Annotated in this window: 25 protein-coding genes; 3 read left to right on the forward strand and 22 right to left on the reverse strand. The window is 38.3% G+C overall.

All coding sequences use genetic code 11. From position 1 onward, the window contains the following. Positions 1-14: 14 nt before the first annotated feature. From IGK53_RS07845 to IGK53_RS07855, 3 genes are all read right to left on the reverse strand, one after another. On the reverse strand, positions 15-728 hold the full coding sequence (locus tag IGK53_RS07845) for a YpmS family protein (protein WP_002290198.1): 714 nt from the start codon (positions 726-728) through the stop codon (positions 15-17). A gap of 2 nt (positions 729-730) precedes the next feature. After that, positions 731-1,627 (reverse strand): SGNH/GDSL hydrolase family protein, encoded by an 897-nt coding sequence (locus tag IGK53_RS07850; protein ID WP_002288395.1) that lies wholly within the window; start codon positions 1,625-1,627, stop codon positions 731-733. 156 nt (positions 1,628-1,783) lie between these two features. Then, the gene (locus tag IGK53_RS07855; protein ID WP_002290196.1) at positions 1,784-2,626 is read right to left on the reverse strand and encodes a DegV family protein; all 843 of its coding nucleotides are present in this window, start codon (positions 2,624-2,626) and stop codon (positions 1,784-1,786) included. Between the two features lie 129 nt (positions 2,627-2,755). On the opposite strand from IGK53_RS07855, the gene trhA reads away from it, so the two are divergent. Then, positions 2,756-3,409 carry a PAQR family membrane homeostasis protein TrhA gene (gene trhA, locus IGK53_RS07860; protein ID WP_002290194.1) on the forward strand — a complete coding sequence of 218 codons (654 nt, stop codon included), beginning with the start codon at positions 2,756-2,758 and terminating at the stop codon, positions 3,407-3,409. A 63-nt stretch (positions 3,410-3,472) separates the two neighbouring features. Here the strand turns inward: trhA and IGK53_RS07865 are convergent, their stop codons facing one another. The 8 genes from IGK53_RS07865 to IGK53_RS07900 form a co-directional block, all read right to left on the reverse strand. Next, the gene (locus tag IGK53_RS07865; protein WP_002290193.1) at positions 3,473-3,991 is read right to left on the reverse strand and encodes a dihydrofolate reductase; all 519 of its coding nucleotides are present in this window, start codon (positions 3,989-3,991) and stop codon (positions 3,473-3,475) included. 19 nt (positions 3,992-4,010) lie between these two features. Next, positions 4,011-4,958 carry a thymidylate synthase gene (locus IGK53_RS07870; protein WP_002290192.1) on the reverse strand — a complete coding sequence of 316 codons (948 nt, stop codon included), beginning with the start codon at positions 4,956-4,958 and terminating at the stop codon, positions 4,011-4,013. An 11-nt stretch (positions 4,959-4,969) separates the two neighbouring features. Continuing rightward, a complete protein-coding gene (locus IGK53_RS07875; protein ID WP_002290190.1) occupies positions 4,970-6,853 on the reverse strand; it encodes an ABC-F family ATP-binding cassette domain-containing protein in 1,884 nt (627 codons plus the stop codon). A gap of 158 nt (positions 6,854-7,011) precedes the next feature. Then, positions 7,012-9,090, reverse strand: coding sequence for a cation:proton antiporter (locus IGK53_RS07880; protein ID WP_002290189.1), 2,079 nt, complete (start codon positions 9,088-9,090; stop codon positions 7,012-7,014). A gap of 12 nt (positions 9,091-9,102) precedes the next feature. Further along, on the reverse strand, positions 9,103-9,378 hold the full coding sequence (locus IGK53_RS07885; RefSeq protein WP_002290188.1) for a hypothetical protein: 276 nt from the start codon (positions 9,376-9,378) through the stop codon (positions 9,103-9,105). Between the two features lie 463 nt (positions 9,379-9,841). Further along, positions 9,842-10,297, reverse strand: coding sequence for a hypothetical protein (locus tag IGK53_RS07890; protein ID WP_002290187.1), 456 nt, complete (start codon positions 10,295-10,297; stop codon positions 9,842-9,844). Positions 10,298-10,450: 153 nt separating this feature from the next. Beyond that, complete coding sequence (locus tag IGK53_RS07895; RefSeq protein WP_002290186.1) at positions 10,451-11,659, reverse strand: CCA tRNA nucleotidyltransferase; 1,209 nt, start codon at positions 11,657-11,659, stop codon at positions 10,451-10,453. 111 nt (positions 11,660-11,770) lie between these two features. Next, positions 11,771-12,103, reverse strand: coding sequence for a nucleotide pyrophosphohydrolase (locus IGK53_RS07900; protein ID WP_002290184.1), 333 nt, complete (start codon positions 12,101-12,103; stop codon positions 11,771-11,773). 147 nt (positions 12,104-12,250) lie between these two features. Between IGK53_RS07900 and IGK53_RS07905 the strand changes: the two genes are divergently transcribed. Continuing rightward, entirely contained in the window at positions 12,251-13,126 is an 876-nt protein-coding gene (locus IGK53_RS07905) for a YitT family protein (RefSeq protein ID WP_002290183.1), read from the forward strand. A gap of 77 nt (positions 13,127-13,203) precedes the next feature. On the opposite strand, the gene IGK53_RS07910 is transcribed toward IGK53_RS07905, so the two are convergent. The 10 genes from IGK53_RS07910 to IGK53_RS07955 form a co-directional block, all read right to left on the reverse strand. Further along, a complete protein-coding gene (locus IGK53_RS07910) occupies positions 13,204-13,785 on the reverse strand; it encodes a ReoY family proteolytic degradation factor (RefSeq protein ID WP_002290182.1) in 582 nt (193 codons plus the stop codon). A gap of 5 nt (positions 13,786-13,790) precedes the next feature. After that, complete coding sequence (locus IGK53_RS07915; protein ID WP_002290180.1) at positions 13,791-15,050, reverse strand: tetratricopeptide repeat protein; 1,260 nt, start codon at positions 15,048-15,050, stop codon at positions 13,791-13,793. A gap of 1 nt (position 15,051) precedes the next feature. Continuing rightward, positions 15,052-16,098 (reverse strand): hypothetical protein, encoded by a 1,047-nt coding sequence (locus tag IGK53_RS07920; RefSeq protein WP_002329100.1) that lies wholly within the window; start codon positions 16,096-16,098, stop codon positions 15,052-15,054. Positions 16,099-16,331: 233 nt separating this feature from the next. After that, on the reverse strand, positions 16,332-16,607 hold the full coding sequence (locus IGK53_RS07925) for an HU family DNA-binding protein (RefSeq protein ID WP_002290178.1): 276 nt from the start codon (positions 16,605-16,607) through the stop codon (positions 16,332-16,334). 242 nt (positions 16,608-16,849) lie between these two features. After that, complete coding sequence (gene der, locus IGK53_RS07930; RefSeq protein WP_002290177.1) at positions 16,850-18,160, reverse strand: ribosome biogenesis GTPase Der; 1,311 nt, start codon at positions 18,158-18,160, stop codon at positions 16,850-16,852. 181 nt (positions 18,161-18,341) lie between these two features. Beyond that, entirely contained in the window at positions 18,342-19,571 is a 1,230-nt protein-coding gene (gene rpsA, locus IGK53_RS07935) for a 30S ribosomal protein S1 (RefSeq protein WP_002290176.1), read from the reverse strand. A gap of 134 nt (positions 19,572-19,705) precedes the next feature. Then, positions 19,706-20,386 (reverse strand): (d)CMP kinase, encoded by a 681-nt coding sequence (gene cmk / locus IGK53_RS07940; RefSeq protein WP_002290175.1) that lies wholly within the window; start codon positions 20,384-20,386, stop codon positions 19,706-19,708. 48 nt (positions 20,387-20,434) lie between these two features. Beyond that, positions 20,435-21,070, reverse strand: a complete 636-nt coding sequence (locus IGK53_RS07945) for an SAG1386/EF1546 family surface-associated protein (protein WP_002290174.1) — start codon at positions 21,068-21,070, stop codon at positions 20,435-20,437. 65 nt (positions 21,071-21,135) lie between these two features. After that, entirely contained in the window at positions 21,136-22,539 is a 1,404-nt protein-coding gene (locus tag IGK53_RS07950) for a RecQ family ATP-dependent DNA helicase (protein ID WP_002290173.1), read from the reverse strand. After that, entirely contained in the window at positions 22,526-23,557 is a 1,032-nt protein-coding gene (locus IGK53_RS07955) for a helix-turn-helix domain-containing protein (protein ID WP_002290172.1), read from the reverse strand. Before IGK53_RS07955 ends, IGK53_RS07950 begins: the two co-directional genes overlap by 14 nt. 30 nt (positions 23,558-23,587) lie before the next feature. On the opposite strand from IGK53_RS07955, the gene IGK53_RS07960 reads away from it, so the two are divergent. Next, positions 23,588-23,809 carry a ferredoxin gene (locus IGK53_RS07960; protein WP_002290171.1) on the forward strand — a complete coding sequence of 74 codons (222 nt, stop codon included), beginning with the start codon at positions 23,588-23,590 and terminating at the stop codon, positions 23,807-23,809. A 162-nt stretch (positions 23,810-23,971) separates the two neighbouring features. Here the strand turns inward: IGK53_RS07960 and IGK53_RS07965 are convergent, their stop codons facing one another. Further along, complete coding sequence (locus tag IGK53_RS07965; protein WP_002329099.1) at positions 23,972-24,709, reverse strand: alpha/beta hydrolase; 738 nt, start codon at positions 24,707-24,709, stop codon at positions 23,972-23,974. Positions 24,710-24,802: the final 93 nt, after the last annotated feature.

A 24,802-nucleotide genomic window follows, 5' to 3' on the forward strand; every position in this document is an offset into this window, starting at 1 on the left:
TTCCTCCTCTAATACTACTCATTTGATGTTTTATTGTTCTCTTTTGTTTTGCTTTCAGTACTGCTGTTGCTAGTTTTGTTTGTATTTGAGTTGTTTGAAGCATCAGAGGTATCTTTTGGCAAATATAGACTAAATCGGATGTCATCATTTACTAAGTCGATTTTATCTGCTTTAATATACATCCCGTTTTGCATTCGGAATTGATCCAATCTAAGCATGATAGTCAAATCATCTGTATTAACTTCGATCCAATCTGGCAATTTATAGTTTCTCTTGATCATATTCATCACATCTTTGATTGGCAAACTTAATGTTCCAATAGAAAGACTTCTAGCTTTTAGTTGGACATTTCCATTTTCCATCACATAAGGATCAAAATATAAATAGAAATTGATAGGAAAACCTAATACTTCGAAAGTACCATTGAGCAGTGCTTCATTTTCCAAATAGAATTTATATTCGATATCACTATCTTTTTGATACTCACTAAGGAAAAAACTAATGATTTGATTGACTTTTTCTTTATTTGAATTGATCGTGAGGACAGGATCGCCTTGCCTTTCCGTGAGGGCAGGTATTTCTGGGAGTTCTGGTTCCCGATTAGCAAAAATACGGCTACCTAAAAATACTGTCGAACCGAGTACTACCCCAAGAAGGATAAGAAAGGCGACTTTCCAGTAATTCGTTTTCTTTGCTTTGTTTGAAGTTGCTCCAGATCTTGTTTTCATATTTATTGATCGTCCTCCTTCTCTAGCCATTGGTTTTGTGTCTCGATCAGCTGATCTCTCACTGCATTTGCCATCAATTGATAACCTAAATTATTCGGATGGAAATGATCTTCTTCGTAAAGCACATTGTTTTTGATACCATTTAGATTTTCTGTCGTGCTAGTTGTTTGATCTGTGCCTTCTTCCGTGACACCTACTTCCTGATTCAATCCTTGATAAAGCAAATCGTTGATTGGGATAAAGTAGCAGTTCGGCATTTTTTTCGTTACCGTTTCTGTTCCTTTGTTCCAATTATTAACGATGGTCTGCATGTCAGTGATTTCAGGAAAGTTCAAATAAAATGGATTGTAGATGCCTAAAATATAAATTGGCGCGGTTTTATTGAGGGATCGAAATTCTTCCAATAGTTCTGTGACATTTTCCTGATAGTTTTTCAGCGGTTTTTTAAAGGAATTGACCGTTAACCCGAACAAATTATTTTGGATAACTTTCATCAAATCATTTCCGCCAACAGTCAGCGTGATAAAATCAGCTGTTTTGATATTGTTTCGAATTTCTTCTTTTGTTTTTACTCGCTTTAAGATCTGGTCACTTCGTTCACCATTTACACCATAATTTTCTGTTTCAACCGCAGTCAAATTATAACGGTCTTTTAGATCATTTGCGACAAGGGGAACGAAGCCTCCTTGTTTGGTTTGATCTCCTACTCCTTCAGTCAGCGAATCTCCGATAGCTATGTAGTGAAGTTTTTCTTTTTTATTTGGATCTTCTCTCACAGTAGTTACTGGTTTCATTAGAGGGCCAGCTTTCGGTATGGAAGCAGCTAGACCTGCATAGATGATGATCGCAATTAATAATGGGAACAAAACGAGGATCAAATGTCGTTTCGTTAATTTCATCTTTTCACCTCTTGTATTCGATTGGTCTAATGTTATCAAAAATTTTATCAAAAAGGTAGTCTTTATGAAAAAAGAAAATAATAATTTTCCTATTTTTACAAAGAAAAAGAGAATAAGCTAAAAGCCTTGCAGGCTGAGGGCTTATCCTCTTTTTGACTAGTCTACGTAATACATGATTGCAAACGCGTCTTTCCCAGTATGCGTAGCAATAACCGGATTCGTATGCAGTACAGGGATATGCATATCAGGAAACAATTCTTGCAGACCTTCTTTGAATTCTTGTGCCAATTCTTTTGCATCCGCATGTGAGATGCCGATTTGCCGCACATTTGGCAATTCTTTCAGTTCGTTTTTCAAATTATTGAACCATTTGTCAAACGTTTTCTTTCCTCGCCCCTTCGTTACAGGAATCAATTCAGAGTGGGCGAAATTCATCACCACGCGTATGTTCAAAACACTAGACAGTAAACCAGTCGTTCGGCTAATTCTTCCACCTTTTACCAAGTTGTCTAGTGTGGAAATTCCGATGTATAATTTTGTATGATCTTGTACTTTTTTGACTTCTTCAAGGATTTCCTCTACTGATTTACCTTCTTTTGCTAATTCAGCTGCTCGAATTACCTGAAACGATAATCCTTGGTCAGTGGTATCACTGTCGATAACCGTTACTTTCGTTTTTGTTAAATTACTAGCTTGTCTTGCTGCTTCTACTGTTCCACTCAAGCCTTTTGTCATGTGGATCGAAATCACTTCACTGCCGTCTTCTCCTAACTCATCATACATTGAGATGAATTCTCCAATCGGTGGTTGGCTGGTTTTTGGCAGATTTTTTGCTTTCGCCATCATTTCCATAAATCTTTCACCGTCTAATTGGTCATCATCCGGATATACTGTTCCATCGATCATGATGGATAGCGGCATGACACGAATGCCTAAAGCGTCGCGTATGTTTTTTTCCATCGTACATGAAGAATCTGTTACGATTTTTACGTTTGTCATTATTTTCTCTCTCTTTCTTTAACAAGATGCCTTATTCATGTTAAACTACATGTAAGACAATTTCTATTTTTAGTATAACAGACAAATAATGATTTTTCATTAATTACACCTAGTAAAGGAGCCGTTTTCATGGAAAAAACGAAATTTAATCGAACGTATGAAATATTAAATGAAGTGTTTAATGCAATCACCCATGGAATTGGGACTGGATTGAGTATCGCAGGACTAGTGATTCTTTTGATAAAGGGTGCCCACTTGCATTCCTCTCTCCATATTGTCTCTTATGCTATCTATGGATCGATGATGATTCTTTTATTTTTAACGTCTACGTTGTTTCATTCATTGATTTTTACAAAAGCAAAAAAGGTGTTCCAAGTATTCGATCATAGTTCGATTTTTCTTTTGATTGCAGGAAGTTATACTCCTTTTTGTTTGCTGAGTATCCGAGGATGGCTAGGTTGGACTTTATTTGTATTGATCTGGTTGTTTGCGATTCTTGGCATTATATATAAAGCGTTGACGTTGCATAAACGCGAGAGAGTATCAAAAGTATCTACGATCATCTATATTTTTATGGGGTGGCTCTGTGTCGTGGCTGCTGTTCCTCTTTATCATTCTCTTGGAATGACTGGTGTTATTTTGATGGTGGCAGGCGGCCTTTCTTACACGATAGGCGCATTCTTTTATAGTTTGAATTCTATCCGCTATATGCATGTTGTTTGGCATTTGTTTGTTATGTTAGGTGCAGGTTTTATGTACTTCTCTGTTTTATTCTTTACTTAATAAAAAAGCTATTGATGGGTCAGCTCTAATAAAAGCTGTTCCATCAATAGTTTTTTTTATCGTCTATTCGCCTGTCCCTTTTTTTAAAGGATTCTCATTACGCTGATAGGTTTCAAATTGATGCGGGTAACGATTTTTTTCATCTATTTCTCCTTGACTCGTATTGATCAATGACCAATCAGACCAGTCAACAGGTGGAAAATAAGCATCTCCATCAAATACATGATGGATGACTGTCCGGTATAATATCGTACAAAATGGTAGAAATTCTTGATAAACAGCTGAACCTCCAGCGATGAAAAAAATACCGTCTGTTTCTTTTTCCAAGGCAAGCACTTCTTCTACACTATGCATAACATGCACGCCTTCTGCTGTATAGGAAGGATCTCTAGTCAAAACAATCGTTTGACGATTCGGCAACGGACGGCTGCCCATCCCTTCGAAAGTTTTACGTCCCATCACTAATGTATTTGCTTCTGTCATTTGTTTAAAGAATTTCAGATCATTTGGCAAACGCCAAGGAAGACGGTCTTCTTTTCCAATCAATCCGTTTTCGTCCTGTGCCCAAATTGCAGCTAACATTTTCTCATCCTTTCTGATTTTAAACAGCGATAGGCGCTTTGATCGTTGGATGTGGGTCATATCCTTCTAACTGGATATCTTCCATCTCAAAATCAAATACTGACTGCTTTTCCTGATTCAAAGCTAAAGTTGGAAATGCGCGTACTTCTCGGCTTAATTGTTCTTTCATTTGTTCGATATGGTTGATATAAAGATGAGCATCTCCTAATGTATGAACAAATTCTCCCACCTCTAAACCTGTTTCATGTGCAATCAAGTGAGTCAGCAACGCATAACTTGCAATATTGAACGGAACACCTAGAAAGACATCCCCGCTACGTTGATACAATTGGCAGCTTAACCGTCCCTCTTGCACATAAAATTGAAACATCGTATGGCAAGGAGGCAAAGCCATGCTAGGAACATCTTCTGGATTCCATGCAGAGACAATCAATCTTCTAGAATCAGGTGTCTTTTTGATTGCTTCAATCACTTCTTTGATTTGATCGATAAAACCGCCGTCTTTTGTCTCCCAATGCCGCCATTGATAACCGTAGATGTGACCAAGATCACCGTATTTCTCAGCAAAGGAATCATCTGTTAGGATCTTTTCGCAAAAAAGTTTGCTCTGCTTTTTGTATTCTTCATTGAATTCAGGATCTGCCAAACTTCTATGTCCAAAATCAGTCATATCTGGTCCGTTATAATCTGTACTTTTGATATAGCGTTCAAATGCCCACTCATCCCAAATATGGTTTTTATTTTGTAATAGATAGCGGATGTTCGTATCTCCTTTTAAAAACCAAAGCAGTTCGCTTTTGATCAAGCCAAAAGGTACTCGTTTCGTTGTTAACAAAGGAAACCCTTTTTGCAGATCAAACCGCATTTGGTACCCGAATAAACTTAACGTACCCGTTCCCGTTCTGTCTTCTTTACGATGTCCTTCTTCCAACAATTTTCTTCCTAAGTCAAGATACGCTTGTTCCATCCCTTTTCCTCCTAATCTTCTGCCCATTCACTCAAATATTCCCAACGTGCCATTTTTTCTTCAAGTTGTGCTTCTGTCTCAGATACGTCGTTTTGCAATTCCTGTAACCGAGTGAAATCATCACCTTGATGATTCATCTCTTCTTGGAGCAATGAGATTTTTTCTTCAAGTTCTGCAATATCCTCTTCAATCGTTTCCCATTCTTTTTGCTCCATATAAGATAATTTTTTCTTTCCAGCAGGTTCCTTGCTCTGTGTTTTTGGCTTCACTTTTTCAGCAGGCTGCTGGAGTTCTTTTTGCTTCAGCAAATAACTGGACATGTTTCCATAATAAAGTTCTTGTTTTCCGTTTCCTTGGAATACCAATAGCTTATCTGCTACCTTATCCAAGAAATAACGGTCATGGGAAACAGTGATCACAGCACCTGGGAAACTTCTGAAATAGTCTTCCAAAATCGTCAATGTTGCTATGTCCAAATCATTGGTCGGTTCATCCAATAATAACACATTGGGTTGTTGGATCAGCAGTTTCAACAAAAACAATCGCCGTTTTTCTCCGCCTGAAAGTTTGCCAATCAGTGTCCCATGCATAAATCTCGGAAATAAAAATCGTTCAAGTAATTCTGCTACCCCGATTTGACTGCCATCAGCCGTTTTTGCTTCTTCAGCAGCTTCTTGCAAGTAAGCAATCATCCGTTTATCTGGTGCCATTTCTTCATTTTCTTGTGTATAATACGCAAGCCGAACCGTTTCACCGATAGAAATTGTACCGCTATCCAGAGGAATTCTGCCAGCTAGAATATTAAGCAATGTCGATTTCCCTGCCCCATTTTTACCAGTAATTCCTAGCCTTTCCCGAGATTGGATCAGCAAATCTAAATGTTCTAGCAGTGTTTGGTCATTTATACGGTAACTGCCATCTTTGATTTCCAGTACTTTTTTTCCTAAACGTTGTGTCGCTAGATTCAATTCTAAGTCATCTTCTTGGTTTACTTGATATAAATTCTCCTTTAGATCTTCGAAACGGTTGATTCGTGCTTGCTGCTTGGTACCGCGAGCCTGCACTCCTGCCCTCATCCATGCTAGTTCTTGCTTATAAAGCCGCTTGCGCTTTTCTTCTTGTTCTACTTCTACACGATCACGTTCTGCTTTTTCTAAGACGTAAGCTTCATAATTTCCTTTGTACTCGTATAATTTCCCAAATGAAAGTTCGAAGATCCGGTTTGCTACTCTATCTAGAAAATACCGATCGTGGGTAACCATCAATAGGGCGCCACGGTATTGTTTCAAATAGTTTTCCAACCACTCGATCGCTTGATAATCCAAATGGTTTGTTGGCTCGTCTAGTAATAGTAAATCGGGTTCATCAATCAGCACTTGAGCTAAACTAACTCGTTTTTTCTGTCCACCCGATAGCGTATTTATTTTTTTATCTAATTCACTGATTCCTAATTTTTGCAAAATAATCTTCGCATTGGTATCTGTGGTCCAAGCATCTTCTTTATTCATTTGTTCTTCTGCTTTAGCATAACGTTTTTGCACATTAGGGTCTTCTCCATTTTCCCCTAGTTCGATCAATGCTTCCTCATATGCTCGAACAGTTTGGATCAAGGGACTGTTTCCCTGAAAGACTGCTTGGAGAACAGTTAGTTCATCAGAAAATTCAGCTGCTTGAGAAAGATAACCTATACGGTAATCAGTTGGATAAAACACTGTTTGCCGATCGCCATCGCCGCTATCGATACCAGCAATAATATTTAAGAGACTTGTTTTACCCGTCCCGTTCGTCCCAATCAACCCGATACGGTCTTTTTCGTGGATCAAAAAAGAAATCTGGTCAAACAAATCTTTTTCACCATAAGTTTTTTTGAGGTCAGTTACTTTTAATTCTTTCAACGTGTTCCCTCCTTATCTTGGATATTGTATCATAAAAATAGTGAACTTCAGGAAAATTTTTTTCGAATTTGTTCTTTTTGTGTTCCAAAAAAAGAACAGAACCGATCCGATCCTGTTCTGACATGTTTTGTTTTTATCGTTCTTGAAAATCTATTTTTTTATTTCGTTGCGCTCGATTTTTTTGACTTTGCTCGAAACGCAAATCGGAAAGAAAAGTTATCTGACGGTTTGTTCATCGTATAAGATTCTAACAAATTGATATTCCTACGGTAGCTATTCGCAGAAAACGTCGTGATTTTCTCAGCAACTTCGTATTCATCGATGATTTTTCTTTCAAGATAATAACCTCTCAGCATTTTTTTCGTAAACAGGCTATCTTGCTGGATCATCCACGAAGAAATCAAATTCCCCGAGCTCATTTTTATTCCCTCAAGTTTGCGTTGCTGGATAAAAAATTGAAGCATCGTTTCATCATAAATATCAGTCAAGTTATCTAAACTTTCAATAATCAATTGGGTATTTTTTTGATATGTCTCCCTGATTTCTTGGATATCTTCATCACTAATAAATGTCTGACGATCCGCATACCTTCTTTGCCAAAACATTTTGGGGTGGAGAACGATTCGCATCAACCTACGGACAACAATGAACCAAAAGCCGATAAAAGATAAAAATTGACTGGTGATCGAATGTTCGAACCGGGAAAGAAAACGGGAATAAAAGCGATAACCATTAGAAGAAAGTTTACCCGAGCGATAACTTTCATCTAATCCGTCGCGTTCAATCGACAAAATCAGCGCTTGTATTTCTTGTACTTCTTGCTTTTCATCATCGGTTAAATCTTCCAAGTACAGATCACGTATCCGTTCCTGGTAATTTTCTATCACTGCTTCAGTGGCTAAAAATTCTTTTGTATCACGATCAATTTCCTTTATTTCTTTTCGCAAAACTTCAACGACCTCTTCTAAGATCATCAAAGCATTCAAATCCGTACTTTTCGCTTCCTCTGTTTCCGTCAGCATAGGCAAGACAATGATCCCTATGACCAAAGTCACTAAGATGACACCGGCCGTCAGAAACAAAAGTAAAGATCGCTGGTAAAACATCATATTATTGATCGAAAAGGGCAAAATAAAGATCGTAGCCAAACTGACTGTTCCCTTTACACCGCCAAATGTCAAAATCAAGATCTCGTTCAACTGTTTTTTGAACTTTTTACTGCCATCTTTGAATACATAAAAAAGACTGATGGAAATGAATCTAATCACAAAAAGCATAATAGAGATCAATACGATAATTGCTAACAAAAGACCGTTTGGATATAAACCGTCGCCCCATACCGGCGAGAATACTTGTGTCAGTTCGATTCCTAAGAATATAAACACTAATGCATTCAGTGTAAAAGCAATAGTTGTCCATGTACTGTGGGACAAACTCGATAACTCTGCATCAAACACGGTGATTCTCCTAAAACCAGAAGCTTGGAGAATACCTGCTGCTACTGCAGCAATGATCCCAGATACATCAAATGCCTCTGCCAATACATAGGCTAGAAAAGGAAGCAAAAGTTCGATCAGCAGATACCCTGTGACATCTTGTGCCGATGCTTTTTCAATCAAATGGATTATTTTTTGTTTGAACCAGACAAGCAAAAAACCGATCAAAGCTCCACCAATACTGGAGACCACTAAACTCATCCCAGCATTTACTGCGGAAAAAGAACCGGTGATCAGCGCACCAAGAGCAAACTGGAAGGCAGTAACACCAGATGCGTCATTCAACAGGCCTTCTCCTTCTAAAATATGCATTGCTTTTTTAGGGATATTCACCCGTCCAGAAAGCGAACTGACTGCTACCGCATCTGTCGGACCTAACGCTGCTCCAAAAGCAAAGCAGGCAGCAAGAGGGACACTTGGCAACAGGAATGACAACGTCGCACCTACGCCGACAAGGGTCAAAATGACTCCGCCAAATGCCAAGAACAGGATCGTCCCGAAATTTTTGAGAATCGAAGAAATATCTGCTTTTTCTCCTTCTCTAAATAACAATGGTGCAATGATCATAACCAAGAACAATTCAGGTTCAAAATCAACTGATTGTCCCCACTCTGTCAGACCTAATACCACTCCAAGGAAAATTTGGATCAGTGGAGCTGGGATCATTGGCAAAATGCGGCTAGCTATGTTCGATAAGGTGATCGTTACTGCAAATACAATAACTAACTCAGCAAATTCCATCGTCCATCCCCTTTATTTTTTATTTTGTGTAAGCATTTTTAAAAATTGTTCTTTTTTCTTTAAAATTTTGGTTTCAACTACTTCAACTTGTGTTTGATTTCCCTCTAATTCACACTGTACACGTTTTGACTCCAAACGAAGCAGATCATGTTTCAGACGTTCCAACTGACGATACATCAATATATTTCTTTTACGCAATTTACAAAGTATTTGACGGCGGTCATCCATCGAAAGGGCGCCATAGCGATCATGCAACAGTTTTTTTTGTTGTTCAAAACTTTCTCTCATTTTCTAGATCTCCTATACACAAACTTCCATCATTATAGCAAAGTTCTCTTTGAATGAAAAATATTTCATTGTTTCATCGTTTATTGCTAGTTAGAAATTTCCATAAATTTTTCAACGCCTCATTCTATTCCAAATAGTCTCAGATATCAAGTAAAACTTAAGAAAGATAAAAGTTTCTAACAAAAATAATATTCGTTTTTTTATCATATCCTCCTTGTTCCTTTGTCATAACAAAAAAAAGACTGTGACAAAAATCTTGTCACAGCCCCTTATTCTGAATAAATGGTGTTCTAGAGACAGCCTATCAGCCATAAGGCACGATTTTGTAAAATATGAGAAGCTATTTTTCAACATCACTTCTTATCGCTCCTGCGGTTACTCGTCGCAATTTTTTTGTTAGAGTTTTCATCATCGCTCAAGGCTGAATGTCTCTTTCACAACCTCATTTTTGCGTAAAATCAATTTATTCGAAAAATTCTCCGTATACATCTTCTACACGTTGGTCTGGGTTGATTACGATGTACAAGTTACCTGTTTTTTCGCTGATTTTTGTAGATTGGTATTGGTTGTCTAATCCTTCTGTTCCTTTATCTAGATATGGGAAGTATACAAGATCAGGTGTTCCATTGCGATAAAGGATTTCCATTCGTTCGATATCTTCGTATTTCAATGCACGATTAAACATGCCCATTTCCAGTCCACCTAAGTTGATATCATGTGTCGCAACTGCGTCCCCTTCATGGAAGATTTCGATTTTAAATCCGGCACATGGATGGATTTCAACAAATTCACTGCCGTTGATCCGTCCAAAACTTGTTGTGATTTGTTTGATCCAAAGATCGCCGATGTGGCGGCGGTTAATCGTCCATGTTTCTCCATTTCTAAAATAAAATTTTAGCGCTGTCATTTCTTTACTCATTAAAAAGACTCCTTTATGATGTAATTTATTCTTGTACTTCCTCAGTTTAGCACAAATTTATGTAAGTGGTCACATTTTATGTTTTTTCTTCTAATGACGTATCTGCCCAGTTTAAGTAGCTAGCCAAGCTGAGCAGATACAGTCTAGCGTTTTTTAAATCAATTTTTCTTTCGATAAAAAATCCAAAACCTGTTTTTTATCATTTTCTATTCTTTGTTCTACGACAGCTTTTTCAGCTGATTGCAAAGCTTCACTAACCCACTTGCCAGGTTTTTTTCCACTTTCTTCCAGCAAGATTTTACCATCTACAGCTAATTCGCTTAATGACTTGATAGGTAAACGATCATAGGATTCTTCTACGACATCCATCTGTGGTGTTTCATCAAAATAAGTCATCAATTCTTCTACTTGCAATGCATGCTCTTTGCCTAAGAAGTATAATTCAAACGGTTCTAAAACTCCAGTTTCTCGTTGACGCAGTCCTTGAACAAGTGCTTGGACATCCTTGATCATTTGATTGGAACACTTCCACGATTTCAAAAAGGAGCGGATTTCATTTTCTTTTAGATCCAGTTGACTGATTAATAATGTCCATGCTTGACTCTCTTCTTTCAATGGAACGGAAGGTAATTCAGCAAAACGTAAAAGTGCTTCACCTTCTTCTCTCAAACCAGGGCAGCAAATATAACATTCTGTTTCAATGAATGCATGGATTCCTGCAGACCGTTCATTTCCCAAAAGCATCTTGATGAATTCCACATTTATACGTTCTACAGATATTTTGCTTAATAGCTCGTGGTTTTCTTTGATGGCGTAGAAGGTTTCTTCCTCTAATTTGAATCCTAATTGACTGACAAAACGCAACCCGCGCATCATTCGCAAGGCATCTTCATGGAACCGCTCATGAGGATTGCCTACAGCTCGCAAGATTTGTTCTTCTAAATCTTGCAGACCATCGAACAAATCGATGATTTCGCCGTCTTCTTTCAAAGCAAAGGCATTGATTGTGAAATCTCTTCGTTTTAAGTCTTCTTCCAACGAACGAACGAATTCTACATGATCTGGTCTGCGGTAGTCCTGATAAGTTGATTCCGTCCGAAATGTGGTGATTTCATATTGTTCATCGTTTTCTAATACCAATACAGTCCCGTGTTCGATCCCGATATCTATCGTTTTTGGAAAAAGCTGTTTGATTTCTTCTGGAAATGCGCTTGTTGCGATATCCACATCATGGATCGGCTGGTTCAGCAAGATATCACGAACACTTCCACCTACAAAATAAGCTTCATATCCTGCATTTTCTAATTTTTTCAGAACTGGAATTGCCTTTTGGTATTCCAGAGGTAATTGTTTTAATTTCATTTTTCCAACCTTTCCTGTGTGTTTCTTGTACTGAGATAAGTACTCAGTTGCATGATGCCTGATTGATACGTCCGTTTTAGCGGCTTCAAAGCACAACCCACTTCATCTTTTTTACTTATCCTTCCGTTCAAAGCGGTTATGGTCTCTGTGATTGAATTTTTCCATATTTTTTTCAAAAACATCAGTTAAGTCGATATTCAATGAATTAGCCATGATCATCGTAACGAATAAAACATCTCCAAGTTCTTCTGCTACCGAGTTATCTGGTTCCGAAGCTTTTTTGCTTTTTTCTCCATAAGTGTGGTTGACTTCTCTGGCCAATTCACCTACTTCTTCCGTTAATCGAGCCAGCTGAGCTAATGGAGAGAAATACCCGACCTTGAATTGTTGGATATATCCATCTACTTCCTGCTGCATACTGTATAAAGAACGTTTTTCATCCATCTTTTTCCCTCCAAAACTATCTTACCAAAACTTTAACGCAAATCCTAGATAAGAGCAATTGAGAAAATCGAATTTCCATGCTACATTTAGGAAGGATTTTCTAAATAGAGATTCTGTGAAAATACATAATTGAAAGCTGGGATTCATATGGCCACACGGAAAACAGTAAAAGAAGTACTTTTTATTATTATAGGAACGAGTATTTACGCATTTGGACTTGTTTATTTGAACATCGCTAATCACTTAGCAGAAGGGGGCGTCTCAGGGATCACCTTGATCTTGAGAGCTTTATTCGGAATTGATCCAGCTTATACGACTTTATTAATCAATATCCCGTTGATTTTACTAGGGGGAAAGATCCTCGGAAAACGTTCTTTAGCCTACACTGTTCTAGGTACACTCTCTTTGTCATTCTTTTTATGGATCTGGCAACGGGTTCCGCTAGAAATCAATTTACAGCATGATCTACTGATCGTTTCTCTACTTGCGGGTTTGGTTGCAGGGGTAGGAAGCGGGATCGTCTATCGGATGGGTGGAACAACAGGCGGAAGCGATATTATCGCTCGGATTTTAGAACAAAATTACGGCATCTCCATGGGGCGTTCTCTATTGGCATTCGATATCATCGTCTTGCTTGCTTCCTTAACCTATATCGACTTGAAACGCATGATGTATACATTGATCGTTTCCTATGTTTTCAGTCGCGTAATTGATTCAATCTTGGATGGTGGGTATTCTGCAAAAGGTCTGCTTGTCGTCTCTAACAAAAGCGAAGAAATTGCACCGCTGCTGATGACCGGTCTGCAAAGAGGTGTCACCTTCCTCTCTGGCGAAGGCGCATTCTCTGGAAATTCAAAAAAGATCATCTACATGGTCGTTAGTTCTAGTGAATTAACGGAAGCCAAGAGAATTGTCCACGAGATTGACGAAAAAGCTTTTCTGTCGATCATTAATGTGCATGAAGTTGAAGGGCAAGGGTTTACCTATTTGAAGCCACAAACAAGATTACTGAAAAAACGATAAAAAAGACAAGGGGTAGCTGTGAGGAAAGATTCCAAATCCAGCTGCTCCTTGTCTTTTTTGGTATGATTCATTTTTAGCTAATTATTATGTTCACTTACTCGATTATTTTTCTTTTGCGTCTGCAAAAGGATTTTTCGGTTGACTTCATCAGACAATTTCAAAAATGCATCCCTGTCTCCATCTTCTAGCGCTTGATCGATTTGAGCATAAAGCATATTTAGTTTTGCTGCTTCTTCTTTTTCTTGAAAATATCGCTCGATCAATTCAGTATCTTCTTCACTGACAGAAGCATCCCAAGAAGAAAATGGATTATCTTCTAAGATCGATAGATATTCTCTTGTCTGCCAAGCATTCTCAAATAGACATTCCACATATAAGGGTTTCTTCCAATTCAATCGGATCTCATGAAAAATCTGATCTGTATCCGTAAATTCTTTTCCCTGCAAAAACAATTTCATTGGTTCCCCTTCAACAGATAGATCACTGATTTGCAGACCTCGATCCGCAAAATTTGCCCCTTCTACAAAGTGGACATTACTTAAAATCGCTTCATGATTGGCAAGATAATTCAAGACCCAAAAAACTTCTCTTCGGCTAAAAGATACATGATTGACCATCCACGTTAAAAAATTCTTCTTTTCCCGTACATCAATTAGCATTTTTCTCACCTCTCTGTTAGATCATCTAATAATGACAGTGCCTCCATATCTCCTGGTTCAAGTTTTAAATAATGAGTCAATAATTCTTGCGCTCTTTTTAGCTGTCCTTCTTCTCTTAAGAAAAAGGCATATTCTTTCAAGAAATCTGGTTCATGAGATAGTTCATGATAAGCTTGTTCATAGTGTACAGCTGCAACTGTGAAGTCTTCTAATTCATTATAAGCATGCGCTAGATTCCATTCTGCATACGGATTAGCAGTTTCTTCCATCTGATTGATCACTTGTATCACATCTTCATATCTTTCATCATCCAAGTAAAGATTGCTTAAAGTAAGTAATGTTTCATCTTGTTTGTCTCCTACTTCTAAAGCTTTCAGCAAGAGTTCCTCTGCTCGCTGTTTGTCGTGGAGACGAAAAGCATTTTCAGAGGCTAGATGATAAAGTTCAACTTGGTAAGGATTTTCTTTGATTCCTTCTTCTAACACTGTTTGCGCTTCTTCAACCATTTCTTCTTCTTGAAGAGCTTGTCCTAGATATAGATATAACGATTGATAATGCGGATTGACTTCTCGAAGTTCTTCCAGATAGTTGATTGCCTGCTGATTTTCTTTTAATTGGAGATTCGTAAAGGCTAGCTGAAACAGTCGATCATCTGTCTTTTCTTCTTTCAATGCTTCTTCTAAAGGTGCGATAGCTGCTTCAAATTCACCTTGCATGCTTAAGGATTGCCCTAAACGTTCTTGCATCGAGATTCCTGACATCTCGTTTATCCCACTTGCCAACAATGTTTCATAAATCACTGCTGCCTCTTTGAAACGATCGACTGAAAAATACAATTCAGCTAGTGCAAACTGGATCAACGGTTCATCCGGTAGCAACCCTGCCGCTTCTTTCAATTTTGCTTCACTTACTTCAGGAATCCCGATGACTTGGTACAAATCAGCTATCGCCAATAAGCTTTGCGGATAGTAATCACTTTCCTTATCCACTTTTTCCAAGTATTCAAAAGCTAGGTCAATCTCATTGTCTTCGATTGCAATTTCTGCTAGGGGGATGTTTAGTCCGTCATTTTCTGGATATTGGTTGATTAATTGTTCAAAAATCTGTTTTGCTTCGATCAAAAAGCCAATAGCTAGCAATTCTTCCCCTAGTTCAGCTAATATATCTGCTGGATCTTCTTTTAATGCTTTTTCTAAAAAGAGTTGTGCTTGTGCCAGATCTTCATCTGATAAAGCTTGCAACATTTTTTCGCTATTTGTATTCATTTCAATTCCCTCTTATCTCGCTGACGATTTGTTGAAATACCGTCATTGTTCTCAACAATTCTTTTTCGTTTGGTCGTTGGTATCCGTCTATTATACCTATTTTTTCTAAAACAAGTATTTTTTTGCTTTTTCCTGCCAAGAAAAGGACTTTTTCCAAATACTCCATCTTTGAAATCTGTTCTAACCATTGGATAGGATAGCCAAGCAAGTCTAGCCATACAAAAAAATTTTTTAGTTGGAAATCAAAAGGATAGGCTTGGAGATTCCACACGAAATGAAACATCATCCCTAAAAATTTTTTCATACTAGCAGAAAGCAAGTGCCCATTTTCAGTCAGATAAAAAGCTTGTTCAAACAGTTTACCATAATTTGACAGATTTTCTGCCTCTAATTGATAAAAATAAATCATTTCTTCGATCATCCCGGCAAATGGCCGGGTCGTTAATTGCTTTTTATTTGGATAGTTTTTATACAAATTTTGTAAAAAACGGTGATCACAAATCATTCCGCAACAGATAAAAGTCAAAAAGTCAATCTGTTTTCCGTCCACTTGCCGCTCGCTGATCGTTTGATCATAAACGATGCGTTCTGGCATGTTGATGGTTTGCAGCACGACACGATTCGGTAGCTGCAAAATCGTTCGCTGTGGAGTTAATGCTCGGCTCAGCGAACGGATCGACACAGGAATCAGCCAAAGTGATGAATCAAGGATTGTATGTTTTTGAAAAAAACCTGCCAGATCCATGATCCCTTCATTTCCAAATCCGATAACAAACATGGATTGATTTTCGGGATAGCGTTTGGTGAAATCAAGCAAATTCTTCAATTCTGTTAAATGATTGCATTGAGTATTGGCACAAATGTACCAGTCATTATTTGCCTGATTTGCAAATAATGGGTTAATCTTATCTGCAAACAAATCATAATAACGCTGATTTGTTAAAAACAAGATGGGTTGATCGATTGAAAGTGCTCTTAGTTGATTGACAAGCGTTTCTCCGTAGAACACTTTCGTCAATGCTTCTTCTACTTGATAATCAAGTTCCATGCGCATCCCTCCTCTTCTTATTTTTATTTTACCATTAGTAAGCAAAATCTAGAAAAGATAAGGGCAAAGTCCACCTCTTAACTTGGAAATAAATAAAAATTAAATAAAATACACGTGTTTTTTTATGTATGACATGCGGATTCGAAATCTTTGTCTCTTAATTGACTTTTTCTGCTAGGAAATAAAAAGAAAAGCACTTGTAGCCCTAGAGCCACAAGCGCTTTTTTACTGTCTTATTTAACAGCGTCTTTTAATGCTTTACCTGGTTTGAATGCAGGTACTTTGCTAGCTGGAATTTCGATTTCTTCACCAGTTTGTGGGTTGCGACCTTTGCGAGCTGCGCGTTCGCGAACTTCAAAGTTACCAAAACCGATTAATTGAACTTTTTCGCCGTTAGCTAAAGCATCTTGAATAGTTGAAAATACAGCATCTACTGCTGCAGTTGCATCTTTTTTAGTTAAATCAGTAGCTGAAGCAACTTTTTCGATTAATTCTGCTTTGTTTGCCATGGATAGATTCACCTCCTCCACAAGAGATATGATAGAAATATCATTTAGTTAAAACTTTCTGAGTGGTCCAGAAGTTTAAAAAGAAATATTGATTAACTTCAATATTCTGTTATCACGATATCATATGAACCGCTTAATAGCAAGGTTTTTACCAATTTTCATATGCTTTTTTTAGTCATAGAAACGTAACAAACAAAACTGTCTTTTTCTTTTGAAAAAAAAACGTTGATATGGTAAAATGCCTATTTTCTTCTACGAGGGATGATTCGAATGGATGTCCCTTCAAAAGTAAATGCTTTTCTGATTTGATTTTCTAAGAAACGCTCATAAGAAAAGTGCATCAATTCCTCTTCATTGACAAAAACAACAAATGTAGGCGGTTTGACAGCAACTTGTGTGGCATAAAAAATCTTCAGCCGTTTTCCTTTATCTGTCGGTGTTGGATTGATGGCTACAGCATCCATAATGATATCATTCAAAACAGCAGAAGAGATACGAAGATTCTGGTTCATACTTACTTGTTCGATCATTTCAGGAAGACGTTCCAACCGTTGTTTAGTCACTGCAGAAACAAAGACGATCGGTGCGTAATCTAAATATCGGAATTCATCACGGATTTCTTGTTCGAAATCACGCATCGTATTGGTTTCTTTCTTCACAAGATCCCATTTATTCACAACGATAATGACACCACGACCAGCTTCATGAGCGTAACCCGCTACTCGCTTGTCTTGTTCTCGAATCCCTTCTTCCGCGTTCAGTACCATCAAAACGATGTCAGAACGGTCGATCGCACGCATCGCACGCATCACGCTGTATTTCTCAGTATTTTCATATACTTTTCCGCGTTTACGCATGCCGGCTGTATCGATCATCAAGAATTTCTGTCCACTTTCAGAAACAAAGTGAGTATCGATTGCATCCCTTGTCGTTCCTTCAATATCCGAAACAATCACACGTTCTTCTCCTAAAATCGCGTTGATCAAAGAAGATTTACCAACATTTGGGCGACCAATCAAACTAAACTTGATTGTGTCGTCATCCTCTTCTTCAGTCTCTTCAGAGAAATACTTCACTGCTTCATCTAAAATATCGCCAATTCCTAGTCCGTGGCTTCCTGAAACAGGATAAGGATCGCCTAGTCCTAAAGAATAAAATTCATAGATATCATTTCTCATTTCCGGATTATCTACTTTATTGACTGCTAAAATCACTGGTTTATTACTTCTGTATAAAATTTTCGCAACCATCTCATCTGCGTCTGTCACGCCTTCGCGTCCGCTGACGACACAGATGATCACATCTGCTTCTTCAATCGCGATTTCTGCTTGATGTTTGATCTGATCCATAAAAGGTTCATCACCAAGATCAATTCCGCCTGTGTCGATCACGCTAAATTCTCGACCTAACCATTCGCCTTTTGCATAAATACGATCACGAGTTACTCCAGGAGTATCTTCGACAATCGAGATACGCTCACCAGCGATGCGGTTAAAAATCGTAGACTTACCGACGTTCGGGCGGCCAACGATTGCAATTGTTGGATTTGCCATATTATTTCCTCCTCACAAGTTTCCAATCTCACTTAGTTTAACGAATGCAATGCCAACTTTCAAGCATAGATTGTCAATTAAACGAAGTATTTTTATTCCTTAATGAAATACTCACCGCTTTTCAAAAGAAAAACTGAGACAAAAGCAGCTGCTTTCATCTCAGTCACAGATACAAAATCAATTATTTTTCAGAATCATCGGTTGCTTTTTCTTCTACTTCTTCTTTCAACGCATCCCCTAAAATGTCTCCCATAGTGAATCCAGTATTTTCTTCTGGTAATTCATAAGACTCCACATTTTTTGGTTCTTCTTCTGAAGCTGGTTTTTCTTCTAAAGCTTTGATGCTCAATGCAATACGATGTTCTTCTGGATGGATCTCCAGTACTTTCACTTTCACTTCGTCGCCTTCATGAAGTACTTCGTGAGGTGTGGCGATATGTTTATGTGAGATTTGAGAGATATGGACTAGTCCTTCTACTCCAGGGAATACTTCAACAAAGGCACCGAAACTTGTTAGACGTTTAACAGTTCCGTCCAATACTGCTCCAACTGGGGCTTTTGTATCGATTTCTGACCAAGGTCCAGGCTGTGTATCTTTGATTGACAAGGAAACACGTTCTTGTTCAGGGTTGATAGACAACACTTTGACGTTTACTTCGTCATTAACAGCTAACACATCACTTGGTTTTGCTACATGACTATGAGAAATCTCTGAGACATGGACTAGACCGTCAATTCCGCCTAGGTCGACAAATGCCCCGAAATCAGTAAGACGTGCGACACGTCCGCTGAGAACATCTCCCTCATGAATCGTTGAAAGGATTTCTTTTTTCTTTTCTTCTCTTTCATTTTCAACTACCGCTTTGTGCGATAAGATCAAACGATTTTCTGATGGTTCGATTTCAATGATTTTAAAGCTCAATGTTTTGCCTTTATAATCTGAAAAATCCGCAACAAAATGATCTTCCACCATTGATGCAGGGACAAAGCCACGCACACCGACGTCAACGACTAAACCGCCTTTGACAACATTTGTAACAGGTGCTTCAATTACCTTGCCGTCTTGGAAATCTCTTTCAATGTCTTCCCAAACTTTTTTAGCATCTAAACGGCGTTTTGAAAGAAGATAGCTGCCGTTTTCTTTATCTTTGCCAATCGTACTGATAACGACTAAGTCTAATACATCGCCGACTTTCACTACTTCGTTGATATCTTCTACTGGTAAAGTTGATAATTCTTTTGCCGGAACGACGCCTTCAACTCCGGCCCCTTCGATTCCGACAATTACTTGTTTGTCTTCGATAACCAAAACTTCGCCCTTAACAACATCGCCAACTTTTACTTCTTGGACGCTTTTCATTGCGTCTTCCATTGACTGGTTGTTCTCTTGATTTTGATCAAATTCTGTCATAACACTTGTCCTCCTAACCAACATTCTGCCGTAAGTACGGTACTGTTTTTAGTTTAATTGATTATTCAAAAAAAATAAAGCGATTTCGTTCGTTTTCCTTGAAAAAACAATTGTTTTTCAGTTTTTTTCTTCATTTAAAAAAGAAGATATCCCTTTTCTAAAACGACGGCTTTTATCGCTGCAACGACTTCTGGAATGGATTTGCCGGTAGTATCGATACGAACAGCGTCCTCTGCTTGCTGCAGCGGAGAAACTTCCCTTGTTGAATCATAATGGTCTCTTGCCTGTATCTCTTTTGTTAGTGTTTCAAGATCAGTCGGAATCCCCTTTTCTTGGTTCTCTTTGAATCGTCTTTCTGCACGCTCACTTACGCTTGCTACTAAAAAGATTTTTACTTCTGCATTCGGCAATACAGCTGTCCCGATGTCTCTTCCGTCCATCACAACGCCACCGCGTTCGCCTATTTTCCGCTGGATAGCAACTAGTTCTTCTCTGACTTTCCCATGAGCAGAGACTTCTGAAACAGCTTTTGTGACATCTGGCTGACGGATTTCTTGTGTGACGTCTTTTGATGCTGTGAATACATGCTGCCCATCTTCTTGTTGTGAAAAAGAGATAGGATACTTTTTGATCAGTGAAACTAGTCCTTCCTCATCTGAAAAAGATACATTATTCGTAATAGCTAGATAAGTCACTGCGCGATACATGGCACCGGTATCCGTATAAATATAATTTAATTCTTTTGCTAAGATTTTGGCAACGGTGCTTTTTCCAGATGAAGCAGGTCCGTCGATCGCAATACTGATTTGTGTCATGATATAACTCCTTTTTCTCAAAAAAAAAGCCGCAAAGCGCGGCTATTATTATTTAATTCTTAATTCTTGACCAGGGTAAAGCATAAAGTTGTTTGGATCTAAGCCATTCAATTCAAACAATTGGTCAGTGGTGATTCCTGCACGCTCAGCCACTTGTTTTGGACCTTCGCCTGCTTGAACAGTCGTTGTCGTACCGGCTACAGCTGAGGAAGAAGGTGTTGTTTCTGCTGCATTGCTGCTTGAATCCCCTGCTTGATAAGTTGTGTCACTTGAAGAAGAAGGTGTTGTCTCTGCTGCAATACTGCTTTCTGACGTTACCCCTGTATCTTGAGAAACAGTAGATTCTTCCGCCATTGTACTAGATTCTACTGTTGAAGTCTCAGTTGACTCCTCTTTTGTTGTACTTGTGGAACTTTCTACTACTGATGTCGAAGTTTCAGAAGAAGATGCTGCTGTTGCATTGTTGCTTGATCCGTTTCTGATCCAGAAATAAGCACCTGCTGGAATAGCGATACATAAGACTAGTAAAATCAAAAATAGCGAAAGAAATAATGTATTTCCTTTCTTTTGTTGTCTCTGAGAACTTCTTGATGAAACCTCATCCTCTGTATCATAGATTGGTTGTTCCCATGGTTCTTGTGTTTCGTTATTTTCTGTAGATTGATGTCTATCTTTTCTGCTCACTGTTTTACCTCCTAAACTCTATCGTGTGTATTATACCATAGGAAAAAGTGTCTTGTCCTAAAAAATCAATGTTCCATGTTTTTTTTAAATAAATTTAGTAAAATCGATTCCCAATGAAGCGGTTCAGTCTTAGAAAAAGCCTTTTTCTTTGGTAGAAGTTCTACTTTTGCGCCATCAATATCACAACAATTCTGCGGCTTTTTGGAAAGTTCTTCCCCAAAATAAGCCAAGATGAATTTTCTGCGGCAGTCTTCTTCATGGATATAACGAAGCATCTGCTGCAGGCGGAATTCTTTTTCTTTTTCCTGACGTTTGAGCCGTTCCACCCAATTTTCTGGTTTTTCAGACTGCTGGATCAACTCCATCCATTTTTTTTGCAGCTCATCAAATGGCGCTTGCTCTGCTGCATATTCCAAATAAAGCTCAAAACTTTGTCTCTGTTCTCTAGAAAGTTGATTAAAGAAATAATGAATACGTTCATCTCCACTTTGATATAAAAGGATTGCTGCACTTTCTTCCTGATCTCTGCCTGCTCGACCGATTTCTTGTACATAGTTTTCCAGACTGTCTGGCAAATCGTAATGGATCACATAACGAATATCAGATTTATCGATCCCCATACCAAATGCGTTCGTAGCAATGAGAAACTGCAGCTGATTTTTTACAAACTGTTGCTGAAGCTGTCTTCTTTGAGCTGTGTCAAGGCCACCGTGATAATATCCAACTGAAAAACGCTCCCTGAATAAATGATACAAACGTTCGACTTCTTTTTTTGTTGCACAATAAATAATTGCCGCACCATGTGCACTTTCCATGAATTGTTCAAGTTCTTGTTCTTTTTGCTGCGTTTTTCGAACAAAAAGCGAGATGTTTTGTCGATTGACTGATTGTCTAACCTCTTTTGGCTGTCGATCAAATAGCACCTGACGTATATCTTTCGCTACTAAATCTGTCGCTGTCGCGGTTAGAGCCAATGTGACCGGGTTTCCTAAATGCTCGCGGATTTTTCCTAACTGTTGATATTCTGGCCGAAAATCAACTCCCCATTGTGATACACAATGTGCCTCATCCACTACATATAGCGCTATATCCTGTTTTTTCAGCTGCTCTAAAAGAGAAGGGTTAGTCAACATTTCCGGACTCAAAAATAAAAATTTATATTGCGACAGATGACGGAGAACGTATCCTCTTTCAGCTCGCGAAAGCAAGCTATTGAAAGCAGCTACTCGTTTTTCCCCTCGTTTTTGCAGTTGTGTCACTTGATCTTCCATGAGAGAAAGTAGCGGTGACACGATGAGAACCATCCCATCCGTTAAATACCCTGTTAATTGATAGCACAGGCTTTTCCCCGTTCCTGTAGGCAAAATAGCGAGAGTATCTTCTCCATCAAGCAACGCCTGAATAATTTCTTCTTGGCCGGGTCGAAATGAATCGAATCCAAAATATTTTTTTAATTCATTTATTAACATTCTGTATCGCTTCCTTTCTCAATAGATAGATTTGATACAAACGAAATTCTCCATAATCTAATTGTCCATCTACATTCCATTCGCTGAAGCGCCACTCTCGCACGGAATCCTTATTTGGTTCCAATCGTTCGACCGTTTCTTGAGAGAGAACCCGCTCGTATGGAAAATCATCAAAAAACAAGGCCCACTCAATAAGATGATCTGTTACCGTCCCTTTTTTTAAATGACGGATTGCCATGATCTGGTCAATTGTCTGACCATTCATAAACATCTGCTTGGTGATCATCATGCTTTGATTGAAATTTTGCTGTAATAACGGATCAATCAACACATACCATAGCGAATCTGGCCGTTCTTCTATTTGTGCGAGCAAAAGATGGATACATCTGCTTTGTTGTAAATAAACAGCTGCCTCATCATTGGTTTTTGCTAGCTGATACGGCAGAAGTCCTGTTCGATCATTTCCAGAGAATTGGTTAGCTAAAAAATTGGCTGCTCCTTCTGGTATCTCCGAAAACAGCTGCGCTAAACTTTCATACGCGCTATCAATCAAAATTCCACGTGGCAATCTGCTTCCACTAAGCCATTTTTTCAGTTGGAAAGTATAAAAAGGACTTGTCTCTGCTGGAAGATAATCTTGGTTCCCAGATGCCAGATTAGAAATCACTTGAACAGCAAATTTGATGAGCCGCCAACTAGTTTCCCCAGTTCGTCCATATCGGTCAAAACGCAAACCAGTATATTCTGTGTGAAGTTCAGACAACCTATCTGCTCCTGCAGACGTTAGTTTTGCTTCATTTTCATTTATTTCGATCCATCCTTGCTGTGCAAGTTTTTGCATAATCTGATAAAACTTGTCTTGCTTCAAATCTGGAAAACTGTTATGAGCAAATAAAAGTTCGTGAGTAAATCCGAAAATAAGTACTGAAGTCGTTCGTTTTCCCACAAGGAGCTGGTAAAGAGAGCTGACTCGCAGCTTGTTTCTTGATGAAAATAGCGATAAAATAAAAACAATCATATTATTCTCCTTAAGTTAGGATGGTTAGAAATGTCACTACTATGTAAACTTGTACCTGAACGCTGTATTGCATGCGGTCTTTGCCAAATCGAAGCGCCGGATATTTTCGATTATGATGAAGAAGGAATCGTTTTATTTGCCCAAGAACCAGAGGCTCATCAACAGTTCGTCATGCCGGAAGAAGAAGCGTATGTAAGAAAAGCGTATCAGAAGTGTCCAGTCCGGGCGATTTTATTAGAAAATAAAATGTAAGTCAAACTAAGCTTTAAAAATGGATACTAGATTTTCTAAACTTAAAGATAAGCCGGGATCTGTTTCTCCCGTTCTGTGAAATCCCGACTTATTTTGAAGGTTATATTTACTATCTATTTATTTGACTTGTTTTTTTCATAGACCCTATAGGTCCCATTTCGGTTATTTCAACTTTTTCAGCCAGTTTTCCAATGTATTGACAATCACAGTTTGCTGATCTGCGTTAGAAATTTCTGCTTCTCCATCTCCTTTTTGCTCACCATAGCTACCAAAACCTCCATGGTTCCCGCCGTTGATTGATACATACTCTGTTCTTTCTGGTAAGTACTGCTTGGCTTCTTCATAAGCTTTCTGATTCAATACTTTATCTTTAGTTGCTGTAATGGATAAAACTGGGACAGCTGATTCTTTCAATGTTCCTTTTTTATCGGGATAGCTTGCCATGAAGAATACCCCTTTTAAATGACTGTCTGAATGATTCTTATTCGCATATCGACTTGCCATGACACCGCCTAAAGAGTGACCACCGATCACATAATCGGAATCTGGAAAATCTTCTTTGATCTTATCCGCTTTGTTTCCACCTATCACTGCTAGATCAAGAGGCATTTTGACAATAGCAACTGAGTAGCCGTTTTTTGCTAAATCTTGCGCCCAAATACTATAACTTTCTGGTTCTACGAGAGCACCAGGATAAAAAATAAGTAATGGAGACTTTGCCTGATTCTTTTTCTCTCCTTCAAAAAACAAGTAATCTTCTTTGTTTCTTCCTTCTTTTACCACCTTTTGTGCTTCTGACGATGGTTCGTACGTATTTTGCTGTATATAGTAATAACCGCCTCCGCCAAGTAATCCTAAAATAATGACTAAGCCAATTAGTATTCGTCTAAATATTTTCAATTTCTCCCACCTTTTCTATCTGAGTTTATACCTTCTTCTCAATCAAGTATGATTATACCTTAAAAAAAATAAGAGAAAAATGCAAACTTTCCA

The sequence above is a fragment of the Enterococcus sp. DIV1224 genome (assembly GCF_050555455.1).
GTDB classification, from domain to species: Bacteria; Bacillota; Bacilli; order Lactobacillales; family Enterococcaceae; genus Enterococcus_B; species Enterococcus_B lactis.